The organism is Pseudomonas sp. MF6747, from assembly GCF_963890955.1.
Taxonomy (GTDB): Bacteria; Pseudomonadota; Gammaproteobacteria; order Pseudomonadales; family Pseudomonadaceae; genus Aquipseudomonas.
Map to the genome: position 1 here is coordinate 66,550 of NZ_CAWPSZ010000034.1, position 18,367 is coordinate 84,916.

14 protein-coding genes are annotated in these 18,367 nt (G+C 60.8%); 4 read left to right on the top strand and 10 right to left on the bottom strand.

Going from position 1 to position 18,367, the window contains the following annotated elements; genetic code table 11:
- Positions 1–29: 29 nt before the first annotated feature.
- Positions 30–935 carry a DUF3800 domain-containing protein gene (locus AACW30_RS22455; RefSeq protein ID WP_200623424.1) on the bottom strand — a complete coding sequence of 302 codons (906 nt, stop codon included), beginning with the start codon at positions 933–935 and terminating at the stop codon, positions 30–32.
- 556 nt (positions 936–1,491) lie between these two features.
- Between AACW30_RS22455 and AACW30_RS22460 the strand changes: the two genes are divergently transcribed.
- The 3 genes from AACW30_RS22460 (at position 1,492) to AACW30_RS22470 (ending at position 5,114) form a co-directional block, all read left to right on the top strand.
- Positions 1,492–3,393, top strand: a complete 1,902-nt coding sequence (locus AACW30_RS22460; RefSeq protein ID WP_200623426.1) for a potassium transporter Kup — start codon at positions 1,492–1,494, stop codon at positions 3,391–3,393.
- Positions 3,394–3,519: 126 nt separating this feature from the next.
- Positions 3,520–4,626 (top strand): NADH:flavin oxidoreductase/NADH oxidase, encoded by a 1,107-nt coding sequence (locus AACW30_RS22465; RefSeq protein ID WP_106577225.1) that lies wholly within the window; start codon positions 3,520–3,522, stop codon positions 4,624–4,626.
- A 302-nt stretch (positions 4,627–4,928) separates the two neighbouring features.
- Positions 4,929–5,114: a hypothetical protein gene (locus AACW30_RS22470; protein ID WP_106577224.1), complete on the top strand. Its 186-nt coding sequence runs from the start codon at positions 4,929–4,931 to the stop codon at positions 5,112–5,114.
- A gap of 50 nt (positions 5,115–5,164) precedes the next feature.
- Here AACW30_RS22470 and AACW30_RS22475 read toward each other — a convergent pair whose 3' ends face one another.
- The 9 genes from AACW30_RS22475 to AACW30_RS22515 form a co-directional block, all read right to left on the bottom strand.
- A complete protein-coding gene (locus AACW30_RS22475; protein ID WP_124416585.1) occupies positions 5,165–6,790 on the bottom strand; it encodes a glucan biosynthesis protein D in 1,626 nt (541 codons plus the stop codon).
- Between the two features lie 356 nt (positions 6,791–7,146).
- Positions 7,147–9,009: an NAD(P)-binding protein gene (locus AACW30_RS22480; protein ID WP_200623427.1), complete on the bottom strand. Its 1,863-nt coding sequence runs from the start codon at positions 9,007–9,009 to the stop codon at positions 7,147–7,149.
- Positions 9,010–9,149: 140 nt separating this feature from the next.
- Complete coding sequence (locus AACW30_RS22485; RefSeq protein WP_169368333.1) at positions 9,150–10,574, bottom strand: gamma-aminobutyraldehyde dehydrogenase; 1,425 nt, start codon at positions 10,572–10,574, stop codon at positions 9,150–9,152.
- A gap of 166 nt (positions 10,575–10,740) precedes the next feature.
- On the bottom strand, positions 10,741–11,550 hold the full coding sequence (locus AACW30_RS22490; protein WP_106577220.1) for an ABC transporter permease: 810 nt from the start codon (positions 11,548–11,550) through the stop codon (positions 10,741–10,743).
- Complete coding sequence (locus tag AACW30_RS22495) at positions 11,540–12,469, bottom strand: ABC transporter permease (protein ID WP_200623428.1); 930 nt, start codon at positions 12,467–12,469, stop codon at positions 11,540–11,542. Before AACW30_RS22495 ends, AACW30_RS22490 begins: the two co-directional genes overlap by 11 nt.
- 1 nt (position 12,470) lies before the next feature.
- Complete coding sequence (locus AACW30_RS22500; protein WP_200623429.1) at positions 12,471–13,505, bottom strand: ABC transporter ATP-binding protein; 1,035 nt, start codon at positions 13,503–13,505, stop codon at positions 12,471–12,473.
- 198 nt (positions 13,506–13,703) lie between these two features.
- Positions 13,704–14,855 (bottom strand): putative ABC transporter substrate-binding protein YdcS, encoded by a 1,152-nt coding sequence (gene ydcS, locus AACW30_RS22505; protein ID WP_200623430.1) that lies wholly within the window; start codon positions 14,853–14,855, stop codon positions 13,704–13,706.
- Positions 14,856–14,927: 72 nt separating this feature from the next.
- Entirely contained in the window at positions 14,928–16,385 is a 1,458-nt protein-coding gene (locus AACW30_RS22510; protein ID WP_177416146.1) for a gamma-aminobutyraldehyde dehydrogenase, read from the bottom strand.
- A 133-nt stretch (positions 16,386–16,518) separates the two neighbouring features.
- The gene (locus AACW30_RS22515) at positions 16,519–17,430 is read right to left on the bottom strand and encodes a LysR family transcriptional regulator (protein ID WP_003209548.1); all 912 of its coding nucleotides are present in this window, start codon (positions 17,428–17,430) and stop codon (positions 16,519–16,521) included.
- A gap of 168 nt (positions 17,431–17,598) precedes the next feature.
- Here AACW30_RS22515 and AACW30_RS22520 point away from each other — a divergent pair, with 168 nt between their 5' ends.
- Entirely contained in the window at positions 17,599–18,306 is a 708-nt protein-coding gene (locus AACW30_RS22520) for a tellurite resistance TerB family protein (RefSeq protein WP_119738689.1), read from the top strand.
- Positions 18,307–18,367 lie beyond the last annotated feature (61 nt).

An 18,367-nucleotide genomic window follows, 5' to 3' on the forward strand; every position in this document is an offset into this window, starting at 1 on the left:
CTGGTCTAGGATTTTGTAAATCGCGTGATCTACACAGCCCCATCATTGGAGCTGGCCTGCAGTGGCGGGGCCACTTGTGTAGGTGCTAGAGGTTGTGGTTGGGGGAAAATTGAGGTCTGGCGACCATGCGGGTCGTCCACGGTAATTCCCCACCTCCTTTGGCCGTTCTCTGCGCAGTGATATTGCATAGCCTTGATGCGTTTGGAATATCGCTGAACGATCGAGTCGTAATTTGGATGGGTGTGAACATTGTTGAAAGAACCATCACAAACAATGCGGCCAGCGATAGGGTAAAGGATAGTTGAACAGATCAGGTCCGCAATTTGCAGGCAGGCATGGTTGTCGCTGATACCGAAGACTGCGGCTTCCTCAATAGAGGGATAGGCATCTCCGCCTTTGCCCAGTTTGTGCTTTTGAGTAAAGATTGAGTGAGCCACATACCGGTTACGCGCAGGGTCACGAAAATCCGCGATGATCATGCCTCGGGATTCTTGGTCAATTAGAAAATGCTGGAACCGCTTCGCGATGTTTTGAGCGGTGATGGTGTATACAGACCGGTCATCAAGAGCTTGACCGTACTTTTTGACCCAAGCTCGCGCTACTAGCTTGATTCCGTGAGCTTTGCATATGCTCAGAACGCCATCGATAAATTTGAAGTGATGCTCGATCCGTGGATTGGTCACAGGGTGTCGTCTAACATCGCTCCTCAAGTCCGACCCTTTAATTTCCTTGAGTAGCACGTTAAGGGCGTGCTTCTCATCTTTGAAGAGCTTGGGATAGAACCGGCGTTTGAGGCTGATGAACTCGTCGGTGATTCTGCTGATGCGTTGCGCATCCACAAAAAGCCCTGCAACGATCAACATAGGCTGCTTATCGTCAACGTTGCTTTGGACAGGTTGTGAGTCGCCGGACTCGTCGATGTAGCAGATGTGCATTCACAACCCCCAGAAATAGAACAGCCACCTTAAAGGTGGCTGTGGTCTGCATGCGCAGTATGTTGCATCGGACTTAACCGACACTTTGGTCAACCGTTCGACGGCTGTGGACCTATATTGAGCACAGCGAATCACCTTGTCAACCCTTGTAGATGCTTGCGAACCGAGCTAGGTGCCGAATCATATAAGGATAGATAGCGTATCTTTTGGGCAACCCAGGGATACAAAGCCGACCTTGGGGTTGGCTTTTGCGATGGTGGTGGACATGTCTAACCTCGGTATTGAATGGCGCCGCCAGTCGGGCACGACACGGCGGTAGGCGGGCGCTTGGTGCGCCTCTGATCAAAAAGTGCGCAATTCTAGCGACGGGCAACGCACTTGACCAGCTTTATACCGGGAAATGCGACGAGTGCTGCGCTATGCTTCGCGCCGTTGCGCATGGGTAAAACCCTTGGGTCAATAAAACGTCTGTTACGAGAAGTAAAACAGCGCATGCTACGGTCAGCTTAGACGCGTTGTTTATAAAAGACCTTGGGTCAAAAGGCAGGAGTGGTTGATGGGTCAGGCAAATAGTCAGGCGGCAGGTGCCGAGCATTCCAATGCAAAGCCGATTGGCATGCTGGTGGCGGCAGTCGGGGTGGTTTACGGCGATATCGGTACCAGCCCGCTCTATACCCTTAAAGAAGTGTTTACTGGTGGTTACGGAGTTCAAGTCAACCATGACGGGGTCTTCGGCATTCTGGCGCTGATTTTCTGGTCGCTGGTGTGGGTCGTCTCGATCAAGTACGTGCTGTTTATCCTGCGCGCGGACAACCAGGGCGAGGGCGGCATCATGGCCCTGACGGCGCTGGCGCGGCGTGCGGCGTCGCCGTACCCCAAATTGCGTTCGGTGCTGGTGATCCTTGGTCTGATCGGCGCGGCGCTGTTTTACGGCGACAGCATGATCACCCCGGCGATCTCGGTGTTGTCGGCGGTCGAGGGCCTGGAACTGGCCTTTGATGGACTGGAGCGTTGGGTGGTGCCGCTGTCTTTGGTGGTGCTGGTGGGCCTGTTCCTGATCCAGAAACACGGCACCGACCGCATCGGCAAACTGTTCGGGCCGGTGATGGTGGTGTGGTTCCTGGTACTGGCCGGGCTCGGCATCCATGGCATTGCGCAACATCCGGAAGTTCTTAATGCACTGAACCCGGTGTGGGGCGTGCGCTTCTTTGTCGTCCACCCCGGCATGGGCGTGGCGATTCTCGGCGCGGTGGTGCTGGCGTTGACCGGTGCCGAAGCGCTGTACGCCGACATGGGCCACTTCGGCCGCAAGCCGATTGCGCGCGCATGGTTCGCGTTGGTGCTGCCGGCGCTGGTGCTCAACTACTTCGGCCAGGGCGCCTTGCTGCTGGAAAACCCGGAAGCTGCGCGCAACCCGTTCTACCTGCTGGCGCCGGACTGGGCGTTGATCCCGCTCGTGGCACTGTCGACCCTGGCTACGGTGATTGCCTCCCAGGCGGTGATTTCCGGCGCGTTCTCGCTGACCCGCCAGGCCATCCAGTTGGGTTACATCCCGCGCATGCATATCCAGCACACCTCCAGTGCCGAGCAGGGCCAGATCTATATCGGCGCGGTGAACTGGTCGCTGATGGTCGGCGTGATCCTGCTGGTGCTGGGCTTCGAATCTTCGAACGCCTTGGCCTCGGCGTACGGCGTGGCAGTGACGGGCACCATGCTGATCACCAGCATCCTGGTGTCGGCGGTAATGCTGCTGCTGTGGAAATGGCCGCCCGTGCTGGCGATTCCTGTGTTGATCGGCTTCCTGTTGGTCGATGGGCTGTTCTTCGCCGCCAACGTGCCGAAGATCGTGCAGGGCGGTGCCTTCCCGGTGTTGGCGGGGATTGTGCTGTTTATCCTGATGACCACGTGGAAACGCGGCAAGGAACTGCTGATGGACCACCTCGACGAGGGCGGCCTGCCGTTGCCGATCTTCATCAGCAGTATTCGCGTGCAGCCGCCTCATCGCGTGCAGGGCACCGCGGTGTTCCTCACCGCGCGCCCGGATGCCGTGCCCCACGCGCTGTTGCACAACCTGCTGCACAACCAGGTGTTGCATGAGCAAGTGGTGATGCTGACGGTGGTCTACGAAGACATTCCGCGTGTGCCGGCCTCGCGGCGCTTTGAGGTGGACGCCTACGGGGAAGGGTTCTTCCGGGTGATCCTGCACTTCGGGTTTACCGATGAGCCGGACGTGCCCGAAGCACTCAAGCTGTGCCATCTGGACGACCTGGATTTCAGCCCGATGCGCACCACCTACTTCCTCAGCCGCGAAACGGTGATTGCCTCGCGCATCAAGGGCATGGCCCGTTGGCGAGAAAGCCTGTTTGCCTTCATGTTGAAGAACGCCAACGGCAACCTGCGCTTCTTCAAACTCCCGGTCAACCGGGTGATCGAGTTGGGCACCCAGGTCGAAATGTAAGCCGCTGCTGCACGGGAGCCGGCAATCGGCTCCCGTTTTCCATCTGAACCCTATGCAAGCCACCGTTGTCGACTAGGCTCTAAGCACTGTTTGAATAGTGCCCACAGAACCCAGAAGAGGTGCGCCATGAGTCAGCTGCTCGAACCCTACACCCTCCGCCAATTGACCCTGCTCAACCGGATTGCCGTCTCGCCGATGTGCCAGTACTCATCCGACGATGGCCTGGCCAATGACTGGCACCTGGTGCACCTTGGCAGCCGCGCCGTGGGCGGCGCCGGGCTGATTTTCACCGAAGCCACCGCCGTGACCGCCGATGGCCGCATCACTGCCCAGGACCTGGGCCTGTGGAACGACGCACAGATCGAACCGTTGCAACGCATCACGCGTTTCATTGCTGCCCAAGGCGCAGTGGCAGGCATTCAACTGGCGCACGCTGGGCGCAAGGCCAGCACGCACCGGCCGTGGATCGGCAAGCACGGCAGCGTCAAGCCGGAAGAGGGCGGCTGGGTGCCGGTTGGGCCTTCGCCGATTGCCTTTGATCCCAACCACACCCAGCCCAAACCATTGGATGATGCGCAAATCCAGCAAGTGATCGCCGATTTTGTCGCCGCTGCCAAACGCGCGCTTACGGCGGGTTTCGAGGTGGTGGAAATCCATGCGGCCCACGGTTACCTGCTGCATCAATTCCTGTCGCCCATCAGCAATCAGCGCCAGGACCACTACGGTGGCTCGTTTGAAAACCGCATACGGCTGGTGCTGGAAGTAACCCAGGCTGTGCGTGAGGTCTGGCCACAGGAGTTGCCGCTGTTTGTGCGCGTGTCGGCCACCGACTGGGTGGAAGACGGCTGGAACCCGGATGAAACCGTGGAACTGGCGCGCCGCCTCAAAGACCTGGGCGTAGACCTGATCGACGTGTCGTCCGGTGGCACCGCCGCCAACGCCGAGATCCCCACTGGCCCCGGCTACCAGACGCGCTTTGCCGAGCGGGTGCGCAAAGAGTCGGGCATCGCCACCGGCACGGTCGGCATGATTACCGAGCCGGCCCAGGCCGAGCACATTCTGCGCACGTGTCAGGCCGATATCATTTTCCTGGCCCGCGAGCTGTTGCGTGACCCGTACTGGCCGCTGCATGCCGACGATGACTTGGGCGGGCGCCAGGCGACGTGGCCGGCGCAGTACCAACGGGCGACCCATCGTGATCAGCCGATTCATGAGTCTGATCTGCGCGACTGATCAGTGCCTGGTTCACCGAAACCCACCCTGACCCGGTGGGTTTTTTCTTGCGCGCGTTTCTTACAACTTCCAGCGCTGGCGGTTGCTGCGTGCGAAAGGGTTGTAGGTCTTTGTTACCTAAGCGAATTATTTAAGTTAATACTCTAAAAAAATCCCACACGTGACGAGATTGTTTCTACGCTTAAGGTAAGTCTGATTTCTGGCCCAGGGAGTCAGTCGGTGTGTCCGCGAAGGCATTGCGCCTCAGGGAAGGTGGGTGATGGGCGACAGGAGTCTTAGATCGATATCAGGAGAAACAGTCCATGGCCAAGTCCTATGGTGTAGCGGGTGTGGTGGCGTCTTTTCTGACCCGCAGGATGTTCTTGCGTGGCCGCAGGTTGAGTTCGGATGAAGCCGAATTGCTGGCGCAATATCGCGCCCTGACCGAAAACGATCAGGTCGCGATGCGGTATCTGATAGGGGCGATGAAGAGTGTGTCGCGGTTTTAGACAGCCCTGAAACCGTGTGGGCGCTGGCTAGCCAGCCCCCACTTTGTGGGTCAGGTGTACTTGCGCTTGTCCGGTGCAGGCGGGAAGTACTGGTACAACCAGGTTTCACTCAAGGTGCGGTCCTGGGTGCGGATAAACAGCCGCAATTCCACCGGCTCGACGCTGTCGCTGGTCGGGTACCAATCGAACAGAATGCGATAGCCCTTGATGTTGTCGAGCACCAGCACGCTGAAGTCTTTCACTTCACCGTGCGAGCAAGTCACCACGGGCTCGATGCCAGTGCCGGCTGGCAGCCGGTCCAGGCCGCCGCCCTTGAAGTCCACGGCAAAGCGGCGCGCCCACACTTCGGGGTAGTGCTCGCCCGGTGCCCAACCTTCGGTGAAGCCGCCCATGCCTGAACGGGTGGCATCGACTTGCGCCAGCGGCGTGCTCACCGGTGGCAATGCGCTCCAGTACAGCTTGTAGCCATAGTTGAGTGAATCGCCGGCGGCCACGGGCTTTTTCGGGGTCCAGAAGGCCACGATGTTGTCCAGGGTTTCGCCGGTGGTGGGGATTTCCAACAGGTCGATGGAGCCTTCGCCCCATGCGGTCGTCGGTTCAACCCACAGGCTTGGGCGCTTGCTGTACCAGTCGACGGTGTCCTGGTAGCTGGCGAACTCATGGTCGGTCTGCACCAGGCCGAAGCCTTTAGGGTCGGTGTCGGCGAACGCGTTGAATTGCAGTGTGGCCGGGTTGTTCAGCGGGCGGCAGATCCACTCGCCATTGCCGCGCCACATCGCCAGGCGGTCAGAATCGTGGATCTGCGGGTGGATGGTGTCGCACATACGGCGCTCAACGGTGCCGCAGCTGAACATGCTGGTCATCGCCGCGATGCCCAGTTGTTCGATGGCGGTGCGCGCATTGATGTTCGCGTCGATGGCCATCACTACCTGATTGGCCTGGCAATCGATGTCGAAGCGGTAGGCACCGGTGGCGCTCGGCGAGTCGAGCAGGGCATAGACCACAAAATGCGTGGCGTCCTTGGCCGGGGTTTCGAACCAGAACTGCGTAAAGTCGGGGAATTCTTCGCGTTTTTTCGCGTAGGTATCAATCGCCAGGCCACGTGCGGAAAGGCCGTACTGGCCGGTGGAATCCACCGCACGGAAGTAGCTGGCGCCAAGGAACGACAGCACGTCATGGCGATCCAGCTCCGGCGCCTTGAACAGCTTGAAACCTGCGAAACCCAAGTCGCCGGTCAGTTGCTTGGTGTCCACCGTGGTTTTTTCATAGTTGAACAACGACGGGCGGAAATGCACCTCGCGGGCTTCACGGGTCTTGGGGTCGACGCTGTGCATGCGCACCGGCGTCTTGAAACCCATGCCGACGTGGAAAAACTGCACGTCGAGCTGGCCGTTCAATTCCTTCCACAGCGAATGGTTGCCGTCGTAGCCGATGGCATTGAAATTCTGCGGCGTCATGTTTGCCAGGGTCGGCGGCAGCACCTGTCTGGTGTCTTTATACGCGGTGCCGGCGAGCTGTTTGGCCTGGGCTTTGAGTGTTTCAAAGTCAAACGCCACGGCCTTGCCATCGGCGGCACGGTTACCGGCCCAGGCCTGCGCGGCCAGCAGGCCACTGGCCGACAAACCGGTGTAAGCCGCAATGGCCATGGACGCTTTAAGCAAATTCCTGCGATGCATAGAGACAACCTGTCGTGAGCAAATCCCGCGCCGTTCCTGGCACGTGCTGGATCAGAAATAACGGTTCGGACATGCCTTCGGCCAAACGCAACGGACTATAAACAGACGCCGGATAGCTTAAGCGGTTCGGTGACGTAGGAAAATTGATTGATGGCGGCGTGATGGCCTTGCATGTGAAACAAGTTATTTCCGGGGGCTCGGTCCAACACCTTACTCAAAAATGATGAAGAGCCAATGTGGGAGCGGGCTTGCTCGCGAAAGGTTTGAATCAGTCATTAAATCCCGAGACTGACACAGCGCATTCGCGAGCACGCCCGCTCCCACAATGGAACCTGTATTGGCCTATAGGCCTTATTTCAGGCTACTTCACCCACCGCCCGATACGCCTCATCAATCGCCGCATGCGCATACGCGCTCCACGCCGCATCCGAGTTGGCGATGCTCACATGCCCCACCGGCTTTTTCGCCAGCTTCATCCACGCCTCACTGTCATTGGCGTCATCAAACAAGCTGTTGGAGAACGTCGCATAACCGTGTGACCAGCGGTTGACAGTGATCGCCAGAATGTCGGTCTCGTGGTTGAACCCACCCGGGCCGAGCATGCGTTGCAACTGATCCCGCAATTGCGCTTCCAACTGCTCGAACGTCTGCCCGTACAGCTTGCCTCGCCCGGCGCGCGCCTGGTCGCGGGCGTTCATGCCGCTGTTGGGGCTGGTGGGTACGTACACCATGTGCAAGCCAATCGGCTGTGTCGGGTCGTGCGGGTGATCGTAGCCACCCATGCTCACCGGGTAGTCCAGTTTGATTCGGCTGTAAGGCTGGGTCGCTGCATAAATCTCATGCACGCCCAGTTTCTGGAACGACTGCCAATTACGGATCACCACTTTGGTGTACACCAGCGGGTATTTCACGTTTTGGCTCAGCGCATGCGCCTGCGCTGCCGGCAGGTCTTTGAGCAGGTACGGAATCATCATGTTGTAGCAGGCCAGGATGCAGCGTTTACCGCGCACCTGTGCGACTTGGCCGCCACGGCTGTAGCCGATGTGCACGCCATCGCCGACGTTGCGCACACTCACCGCCGTGCTGTTGAGTCGCAGCCGTACCGCGGCCTTGGGCTGGTCGAGCTTGGCGTAGTCGAACGCCGCCAACACGATATCGTCCATGGTGTGCCCCGGCGCCACGCCCGGGATCAGGCTGCGCACCAGCAGGCGTGCCACCGACGCGTTGCCATCCGGGAAGTGGTAGATGTAGGGCTCTTCCATTTCCGCCGCCGCCTCTTCGCTGATCGGCGCCAGGTTCATCCCGCCGAAGCCTGGGAAACCTACGCTGTAAGCATCGGCCGCCGCCACCGCATCAATGCTCAACGCCATGAAGTCATTGGTGCGGCTTTGGAAGTACTTCACCGCGCCTTCCGACAACCCGACGTTCTTGAGCAGAAAATCGCGGTAGCTGGTGGCGGCAAGGTAGGCGGCTTTTTCCTCTGCGGATTTACCCGCCAGGTAATCCTTGGGCGCCGTGTGCAGTTCGATCAATGCCTGACGGTCTGCCGGCGGCAAGGGAAAGTCATTGATGAAGTCACTGATGGCGCGCGCGTTCAATTGGTCCGGGGCGATGTCGTCGGCCACCATCGGCGTCGGGTCGCCGGTCACCAGCTTGTCTTCGCCGAAGTTTTCCTTGTCGAAAAACACCCCGCGCGACAGCCCCAGGCCAGGGTAGAACTGGCGGTCGAAGGCGGTTTCGAAACGCTGGATATTCACCCCGAGCTTTTTCAGCAAGCCATTCACGTGTTGACTGTAGAGGTGTTTCGGCGACTGGAAGGCCTCACTGCCGCCGTAGCCGATGATCATGCGGCCACCGGCCTGGAATTCATTGCGCTTGGCGTGGCCGCCGAAGTCGTCGTGGTTCTCCAGGATCAGGATTTTCGCCTTCGGGTGCTTCTCGCGATAGAACCAGGCGGCCGACAAGCCACTCAGGCCGCCGCCGACCACCACCAGGTCATAGTCCTCGGTGATCGGCAGTTGCTCGGTGGCGAACACCTTCTTTTCCCAGCCCATCTGGTGTGCCACCTCGAACGAGCCGACATGGCTGCCGCGCAAGCCGGTGAGGGCGGGTGGGTAGTAACGGCCATCGGGCGCGGCCTGGAGCAATTGCAGCGGGGTCATGCTGGCGGCAAGGGTAATAGCGACGCCGTTGAGGAAGTCGCGGCGGGTGATGTCCATGGGAAGAACCTGCGAATTTTTATTGTTATAAGAAGATCCCTTGCGGGAACGGGCTTGCTCGCGAATACGGTGTGTCACTCCACACAGGTGTGCCTGATGGACCGCATTCGCGGGCAAGCCCGCTCCCACAGGGCAGGGTGTCAGTGCTTGAACATCACATGCCGGACGGTGGTGTAGTCCTCCAACCCGTACATGGACATGTCCTTGCCATACCCCGACAGTTTCTGACCGCCGTGGGGCATTTCGCTGACGAGCATGAAGTGGGTGTTCACCCAGGTGCAGCCATACTGCAGGCGTGCGGCCAGGCGATGGGCACGGCCTACATCGGCGGTCCATACGGACGACGCCAGCCCGTAGTCCGAATCATTGGCCCAACCCAATACCTGCGCTTCATCGGTGAACCTGGTCACCGACACCACCGGGCCAAATACCTCGCGGCGCACGATTTCATCGTCCTGTTGCGCATCCGCCAACACCGTAGGCTCAAAGAAGAACCCATTGCCTTCCACCGCCTTGCCACCCGTGACCAGGCGGATGTGCGACTGAGCCACGGCGCGTTCAACAAACCCGGCCACGCGGTCGCGGTGTTGTGCGGTGATCAGCGGGCCCAGTTCGGTGGCCGGGTCATCCTGCAAGCCGTACTTGATGCTGGCGACTGCCGCGCCGAGTTTCTCGACAAACGCCTCGTAGATGTCTGCCTGGGCATAGATGCGGCAGGCGGCGGTGCAGTCCTGGCCAGCGTTATAGAAGCCGAAGGTGCGAATGCCTTCGACGGCCGCGTCGATGTCCGCGTCGTTGAAGATGATCACCGGCGCCTTGCCACCCAGCTCCATGTGCATGCGCTTCACGCTGTCGGCGGTGCTGGAGATGATGTTCGCACCGGTGGCGATGGAGCCGGTCAGCGAGACCATGCGCACTTTCGGGTGATTGACCAGCGGGCTGCCCACGGTCGGCCCACGGCCAAACACCAGGTTGAGTACACCGGCTGGGAAGATTTCCGACGCCAGTTCGACCAGGCGCAGCGCTGTCAGCGGGGTTTGTTCCGACGGCTTGAGCACCACGGTATTACCGGCAGCGAGTGCGGGGGCGATTTTCCAGGCGACCATCATCAGCGGGTAGTTCCACGGCGCGATGGACGCGATCACGCCCACCGGGTCGCGGCGGATCATCGAGGTGTGGCCCGGCAGGTATTCACCGCCGGCCGAACCGCTCATGCACCGGCTGGCGCCTGCGAAGAAACGGAACACGTCGGCAACTGCCGGGATCTCGTCGTTCAGCGCGGCGCTGTAGGGTTTGCCGCAGTTGTCCGATTCAAGCTTGGCCAGTTCTTCGCCATGGGCCTCGATCGCGTCCGCGAGTTTGAGCAGCAACAGCGAGCGATCTTTCGGCGCGGTTTGCGACCAGCCTTCGAAGGCTGCATCGGCCGCACGCACGGCGGCGTCGACCTGGGCTTCGCTGGCTTCCTTGATTTCCACCAGCACGCGGCCGAGTGCCGGGTTGAATACCGCTTGGGCCGGGCCCTCGCCTTCGACCAGATGGCCATTGATCAGTAATTTGGTTTGCATGGTTCAGCTCTCCACCAACTATCGTTATTTCCTTGAATAAACTGGCTCTAAATGTGGGAGGGGGCTTGCCCCCGATAGCAATCTTCCAGTCATACCCTCTACAACTGACCCACTGCCATCGGGGGCAGGCCCCCCACATTTGAACCGTGTTCCTTCAATGGCACCGTTATTTACCGCCACTCCCGGCCACGCTTTCACCGCCGCGTGTCAGGTAATAGGCACCGAGAATCGGGAACATCGTGACCAGCATCACCAGCATCGCCACCACGTTGGTCACCGGCACATCGCGAGGGCGACTCAGCTGGTTGAGCAGCCACAGCGGCAAGGTGCGCTCATGGCCGGCGGTGAAGGTGGTGACGATGATTTCGTCGAACGACAGCGCAAACGCGAGCATGCCGCCGGCCAGCAGCGCCGAGCCCAGGTTGGGCATGATGATGTAGCGGAAGGTCTGCCAGCCGTCGGCGCCCAGGTCCATCGAGGCTTCGATCAGGCTGTGGGACGTGCGGCGCAAACGCGCGATGACGTTGTTGTAGACAATCACCACACAGAAGGTCGCGTGGCCGACGATGATGGTGAACATCCCCGGCTCGATCCCCAGCGTTTTAAACGTCGCCAGCAGCGCGATACCGGTGATGATGCCCGGCAGCGCAATCGGCAGGATCAGCATCAGCGACACGCCTTGCTTGCCGAAGAACTCACGGCGATACAACGCGGCCGAAGCCAATGTGCCAAGCACCATGGCGATCAGGGTGGCGATGGCGGCGATCTGCAGCGACAGCTTGATCGCTTCCAGTACATCCGGCCGGGCGAAGGCCACGCTGAACCACTTCAGGGTAAAGCCCTGGGGCGGAAAGCTGAACGCGGCTTCTTCGGTGTTGAAGGCGTAGAGGAAGATGATCAGGATCGGGAAATGCAGGAAAACCAACCCGCCCCAGGCCGCGATTTTTAAACCCAGTGAGGCTTTTTCAGAGTGCATCGAAGGCCCCCAGGCGTTTGACGATGGACAGGTAAGCCGCGATCAGCACGATCGGCACCAGGGTGAATGCAGCGGCCATGGGCATGTTGCCGATGGCGCCTTGCTGCGCGTAGACCATGCCGCCGACGAAGTACCCCGGCGGGCCCACCAGTTGCGGCACGATGAAGTCGCCCAGGGTCAGCGAAAACGTGAAGATCGAGCCGGCAGCAATGCCCGGCACCGACAGCGGCAAAATCACCTGCATGAAGGTCTGGCGCGGCTTGGCGCCCAAGTCGGCCGAGGCTTGCAGCAGCGACGGCGGCAAACGCTCCAGCGAAGCCTGGATCGGCAGAATCATGAACGGCAGCCAGATGTAGACGAACACCATGAATCGCCCCAGGTGCGAGGTGCTCAAGGTGCTGCCGCCCACGCCGGGAATGCCCAGCACGAACTGCAACAGGGGTTCCAAGCCCAAATGCTGCACGAACCACTGCGCCACGCCGCCCTTGGCCAGCAGCAAGGTCCAGGCATACGCCTTGACGATGTAGCTGGCCCACATCGGCATCATCACCGCGATGTAGAAAAACGCCTTGGTCTTGCCGGTGGTGTAGCGCGCCATGTAGTAGGCGATGGGGAAGGCCACCACGGCACTGGCGATCGACACCACAATCGCCATGCTCAAGGTGCGCACGATGATGTCGAAGTTCGACGGCTGGAACAGCGCGGCGAAGTTGGCCAGGGTCAGGTCTGGCGTGACCGCCATGGTGAAGTCGTCAAACGTGTAGAAACCTTGCCACAGCAGGGTCAGCAGCGAGCCCAGGTAGATCGCGCCGAACCAGATCAGCGGCGGTATCAACAGCATCGCCAGGTACAGGTTGGGCTTCTTGTACAGCAGGTTCGAAAACCTGCGCATCGGCGGTTGGGAAAGGGCCAGGCTCATGTCACACCTCGCCTGCGGTATCGGTCAGCGGGGTCATGGCTTCCCGCGCCCAGCGCGCGGTGATCGACTGGCCGACCTGATGGCCGCTGCTGATGTCCAGCCATTGGGTGTTGGCCTGGCTGATGTTCAGCGCCTGGCCGTTTTCCAGTTTCAACTCATAGCGGGTGGCGCTGCCCTGGTACTGAATGTCGTGGAGCAAACCGCTGACTTCGACGTCGCCGGCGCCCAGCGGGCCTTCGGCAAAACGCACGTGTTCCGGGCGAATCGAAAATGGCTGCGCACTGCCGCTGAGGTGTTGGGCCAGCTCGCCGCGAATCACGTTGGAGGTGCCGACAAACTCGGCGACGAAAGTGGTCGCCGGTTTCATATACAGGTTGCGCGGGGTATCAACCTGTTCAATGCGGCCCTTGTTGAACACGGCCACGCGGTCAGACATCGACAGCGCTTCGGTCTGGTCATGGGTGACGAAGATGAAGGTGATGCCGAGCTGGCGCTGCAGCTTTTTCAGCTCGCTTTGCATTTGTTCGCGCAGCTTCAAGTCGAGGGCGCCCAGCGGTTCGTCGAGCAGCAACACGCGGGGGCGGTTGACCAGCGCGCGGGCCAGGGCCACCCGTTGGCGCTGGCCACCAGAGAGCTGCACCGGCTTGCGCTCGCCATAGCCGCCGAGGGCGACCATGCCCAAGGCTTCTTCGGCGCGGTTCAGGCGTTCGGTCTTGCCGATGCCTTTGACCTTGAGGCCGTAGGCCACGTTGTCGCGCACATTCATGTGTGGGAACAGTGCGTAATCCTGGAACACGGTGTTTACGTCGCGCTGATACGGCGGCAAGCCGGCGGCTTCCTCGCCATGAATACGGATCGAGCCTGCGCTCGGCTGCTCGAACCCGGCAATCAGGCGCAGGCACGTGGTCTTGCCGGAGCCGGAAGGGCCGAGCATGGAAAAGAACTCGCCGTCCTGGATATCGATGCAAACCCGGTCAACGGCTTTCACTTCGCCGAACTGACGGGAAACGTGGGTGAATTGGACTGCAAGCGTCATGGTGCGGTGCTCCAAAAAGGCGCGGGTCGTCGCAGCGGCCCGGCCTGGACTTCTGAAAAATCAAACATCTGTGAATGCGGTCAATGTGGGAGGGGACTTGCCCCCGATAGCAGTTGGTCAGTGACCGATAGGTTGGCTGACACATCGCTCTCGGGGGCAAGCCCTCTTCCACAGGGGATCTATGCCGTCTGCAGGGTCTTACCTGCCGCCCATGATCGCGATGTAATCCTGGGTCCAGCGGCTGTACGGCACGAACTTGCCGCCTTCAGCCTGCGGGGTTTTCCAGAAGGCGATCTTGTCGAACTGGTCGAAGCCGTTGGTCTTGCACCCTTCGGCGCCCAGCAATTCACTTTCCTTACAGGCCGCAGGCACCGCCGGCAGCGAGCCGAACCAGGCAGCGACATCGCCCTGGACTTTGGGCTGCAGCGACCAGTCCATCCACTTGTAGGCGCAGTTCGGGTGCTTGGCCTCGGCATGCAGCATGGTGGTGTCCGCCCAGCCGGTGGCGCCTTCTTTGGGGATGGTCGAGGCAATCGGCTGCTTCTCGTTGACCAGGCCGTTGACCTGATACGGCCAGGCGCTGGAGGCCACCACGCCTTCGTTTTTGAAGTCGCTCATCTGCACGGTGGTGTCGTGCCAGTAGCGGTGGATCAACGGTTGCTGGGCGCGCAGCAATTCGAGCACGGCCTTGTACTGGGTTTCGGTCAGCTCGTACGGGTTCTCGATGCCCAGTTCCGGCTTGGTGCTCTTGAGGTACAGCGCCGCGTCGGCAATGTAGATCGGGCCGTCATAGGCTTGCACGCGGCCCTTGTTCGGCTTGCCGTCCGGCAGGTCCTGCGCCTGGAACACCACATTCCAACTGGTGGGCGCGGTCTTGAACACGTTGGTGTTGTACATCAACACGTTCGGGCCCCACTGGTACGGAGTGCCGTACGTTTGCTGGCCGACCACGTACCACGGGGCATCCTTGAGACGCGGGTCGATGTTTTTCCAGTTCGGGATCAGCGCCGTATTGATCGGCTGCACGCGCTTGCCGCCGATCAAGCGCAGCGACGCGTCGCCGGAAGCGGTGACCAGGTCATAACCGCCCTTGGCCATCAGGCTGACCATTTCGTCGGAGGTGGCGGCGGTTTTCACATTGACCTTGCAGCCGGTTTCCTTCTCGAAACCGGTGACCCAGTCGTAGGCCTTGTCGCTTTCGCCACGTTCGATGTAGCCGGGCCAGGCGACGATATCCAACTGGCCTTCACCGGCGCCCACCGCCTTGAGCGGTTCGGCGGCCTGCAGGCTGGCGCTGGCCAGCAGCGCGGTGGTCAGGGCACTGAGCAGTGCGGTCTTGTGCGCAGACATGGGGGTTCCCTCTTCTTTAATTATGGTCGGGGCAGTTTGTGCAGCAGGTAATGCGTGAGCGTCGTTGTTGTTTTAAAGGTGCTGGCCGTGGCGGGCCATGATGTGGCGCACCACGCTGTAGTCCTGCAGCGAATCGCTGGACAGGTCTTTGCCATACCCCGAGCGCTTCAAGCCGCCGTGGGGCATTTCGCTGACCAGCATGAAATGACTGTTGATCCAGGTGCAGCCGTATTGCAGGCGCGACGCCACTTGCATGGCCTTGTCCAGGTTCTGGGTCCAGACGGAAGAGGCCAGGCCGTATTCGGAGTCGTTGGCCCAATCCACCGCCTGTTCCAGTTCGTCGAAGCGGGTCACGGTAACCACCGGGCCAAACACTTCGCGCTGCACGATTTCATCGTTCTGTTTGCAACCGGCCAGCAATGTCGGCTGGTAATAGAAGCCGGCGCCGGAGTGCACGGCCGCACCGGTGACGCGCTCGATATGCGGCTGGCCAAGGGCGCGCTCGACAAAACTGGCAACGCGGTCGCGCTGGCGCGTGCTGATCAGCGGGCCGAGTTCGTTGTCGGCATCGCGCTTGCCGGCAAAGCGCAGGCTGCTGACGGCAGCGCCGAGGTCGGCGACCAATTTGTCGTGAATGCCGGCCTGGGCATAGATGCGGCAGGCGGCGGTGCAATCCTGGCCGGCATTGTAGTAACCGTAGGCGCGCACGCCTTCGACCACGGCCTGCAGGTCGGCGTCGTTGCACACGATCACCGGCGCCTTGCCGCCCAGTTCCAAGTGCGTGCGTTTGAGGGTTTTGGAGGCGGCCTGCAGAATCTTCTGCCCGGTGACGATATCGCCGGTCAGCGAAACCATGCGCACTTTGGGATGGCTGACCAAGTGACTGCCAACGCCTTCACCGCCGCCACACAGGATGTTGATCACCCCGCGCGGCAGCAGGTCCTTGAGGACGGGGGCCAGAGCCAGGATCGACAGCGGCGTATGTTCTGACGGTTTGAACACCAGCGTGTTACCGGCGGCCAGTGCCGGGGCGATTTTCCAGGCGGCCATCATCAGCGGGTAGTTCCACGGCGCAATCGAGGCGACGACGCCAATCGGGTCGCGGCGCACCATGCTGGTGTAGCCGGGCAGGTATTCGCCGCTGAGCTGGCCGGTCTGGCAACGCACGGCACCGGCGAAAAAGCGGAATACATCCACGGTGGCGCTCAAATCATCCTGGCGCGCCAGGTGCAACGGCTTGCCGCAGTTCAGCGATTCCAGGCGGGCGAGGTAGTCGGCTTGTTTTTCAATGGCGTCGGCAATCCCCAGCAGGATGTTCGAGCGTTGCTGCGGCGTGGTCCGCGACCAACCGGCAAAGGCGCGATGAGCGGCGAGGATGGCGCTTTCGACCTGCTCGCTGCTGGCTTCGGCGATCTGGGTGAGAACTTCACCGCTGGCCGGGTTGATGATCGGCTCGCCAAGCCCCTGGCCCTGGACCAGTTCGCCGTCGATCAGCAACGCAGTGAGCAGCGGGGTGGGCGCGCCGGACATTTTTCGCGATCTCTTTTCTTGTGTGGCCATGGGCGTTCTCTTACAAGGCGCCTGACCTTCTCTTATGGGATAGGCAGAGACTAGAGGTCAGGCGCGAGGTCAACAAATACTAAATACTGAAAGCAGCATTCGATTAAATAGATGGCTTGCGCGGATGTGGCTGTTCGCGGGCCACCGTCAGGAATGGATCAACCAGCGCCGGCCGCGCGGTGCCGCGGCGCCAGGCCAGGCCCACGTCGAGGGTCTGGCTGAGGTCGGCAATCGGCCGCGCTTCAATAATGTCGCCCTCAAGCGACCAGGGGCGGTACGTCATGTCCGGCTGGATCGACACGCCGAGGCCGGCGGCCACCAGGCTTCGCACGGCCTCAGTGGAGGCGGTGCGCAAGGTCACGCGCGGTTGCAGGCCGGCGCCGGTCCACATCCGTTGGGCGTTGTGGCCCATTTCATCCACGTTCAGCTGAATCAGCGGTTCGCGCGCCACATCGGCGAGGTTGATGCTGTCGTGTTCCAGCAGCGGGTGCTGGGCCGGCAGCCATAAACGGTGGGGCGAATGGGTGAGCACTTCGGTCTGCAGGGCGTGGCGGTCTTCAAGGTTGGAGAGGATCAACACGCCGACATCGATTTCGCCGCTGACCAGCAGGTGCTCGATGTACGGACGTTCATCCTCCATCACGCGGATTTCCACATTCGGGTAAGCGCGTTGAAAGCGCGTGAGCAAGTCGGCGAGGTAATAGCCGGCCACCAGGCTGGTCACGCCGATGATCAACTGGCCGGCCACTTGGTCGGTGCTCTGTTGCAGGCTGCGCTTGGCGTTGTCGACGGTGGCGAGGATCAGGTGCGCCTGGCGCAGAAACTGATGGCCCTGATGGGTCAGGGTCATGCCCTTGGCGTGGCGGTTGAACAGGTTGACGCCGATTTCCTGTTCCAGTTGCTGGATCGCCAGGGTCAGGGTCGACTGGGAAATAAACGCCGTTTGCGCGGCGGCGGAGATCGAGCCGGTCTCGGCCACGGCGATGAAGTGCCGGATTTGACGCAAGGTCATCATGCTGGAATTACCAGTGGGGTATTTTTATAGATTTGCCCGAGTGTATATCGTTTTAATCGAAGGGCAGTGGCGTTACATCTGGAAGCACTCTAGATCGCGGCTTTTTGGCACTTAGTTTTACGCTGGCGACCTATTACTCCTACAAACCCAAGTGCCTGGAGGCTGCGAATGAATACCCGTGGATTGCTCGATCAGTTGCTCAAATCTGGCCAGGACATGTTGCAGAAGAAAGCCGGCGGCCAGCCCAAGTCCGACGACAAGGGCGCCCTCGGCGGGCTGCTCGGCAGTGGTGGCCTGGGCAGCCTGCTCGGTGGCGCAGGTGGCGGGGCCCTGGCGGCGGGGGCCATGGGCTTGCTGCTGGGTAACAAGAAAGCGCGCAATTTCGGCGGCAAGGCCCTGACCTATGGCGGCTTGGCGGCCTTGGGCGTGATTGCCTATAAGGCCTACGGTAATTGGCAGGCGCAACAGGCCAATGCGCCCCAGGGTGAGCCGCAGACCATCGACCGCCTGCCACCGGCCCAAGTCGAGCAGCACAGCCAGGGCATTCTTAAAGCGCTGGTTGCGGCGGCCAAGGCCGACGGGCATGTGGATGAGCGTGAGCGCGCACTGATCGAAGGCGAGTTCACCAAGCTGGACGACGACCGTGAGCTGCAAAGCTGGCTGCACGCGGAGTTGAACAAACCCCTGGACCCGGCCGATGTGGCGCGCGCGGCAAGCACCCCGGAAATGGCCGCCGAGATGTACATCGCCAGTGTGATGCTGGTAGACGAAGAGAATTTTATGGAAAAGGCCTATCTGGATGAATTGGCGCGCCAGCTGAAACTGGAACCCGGCTTGAAGGCCGAGCTGGAAAAACAGGTGCGGCTCACCCCATAAACCCAGGCTGTTCACACATCAAAAAAGGTGGGAGGGGGCTTGCCCCCGATGGCGGTCCATC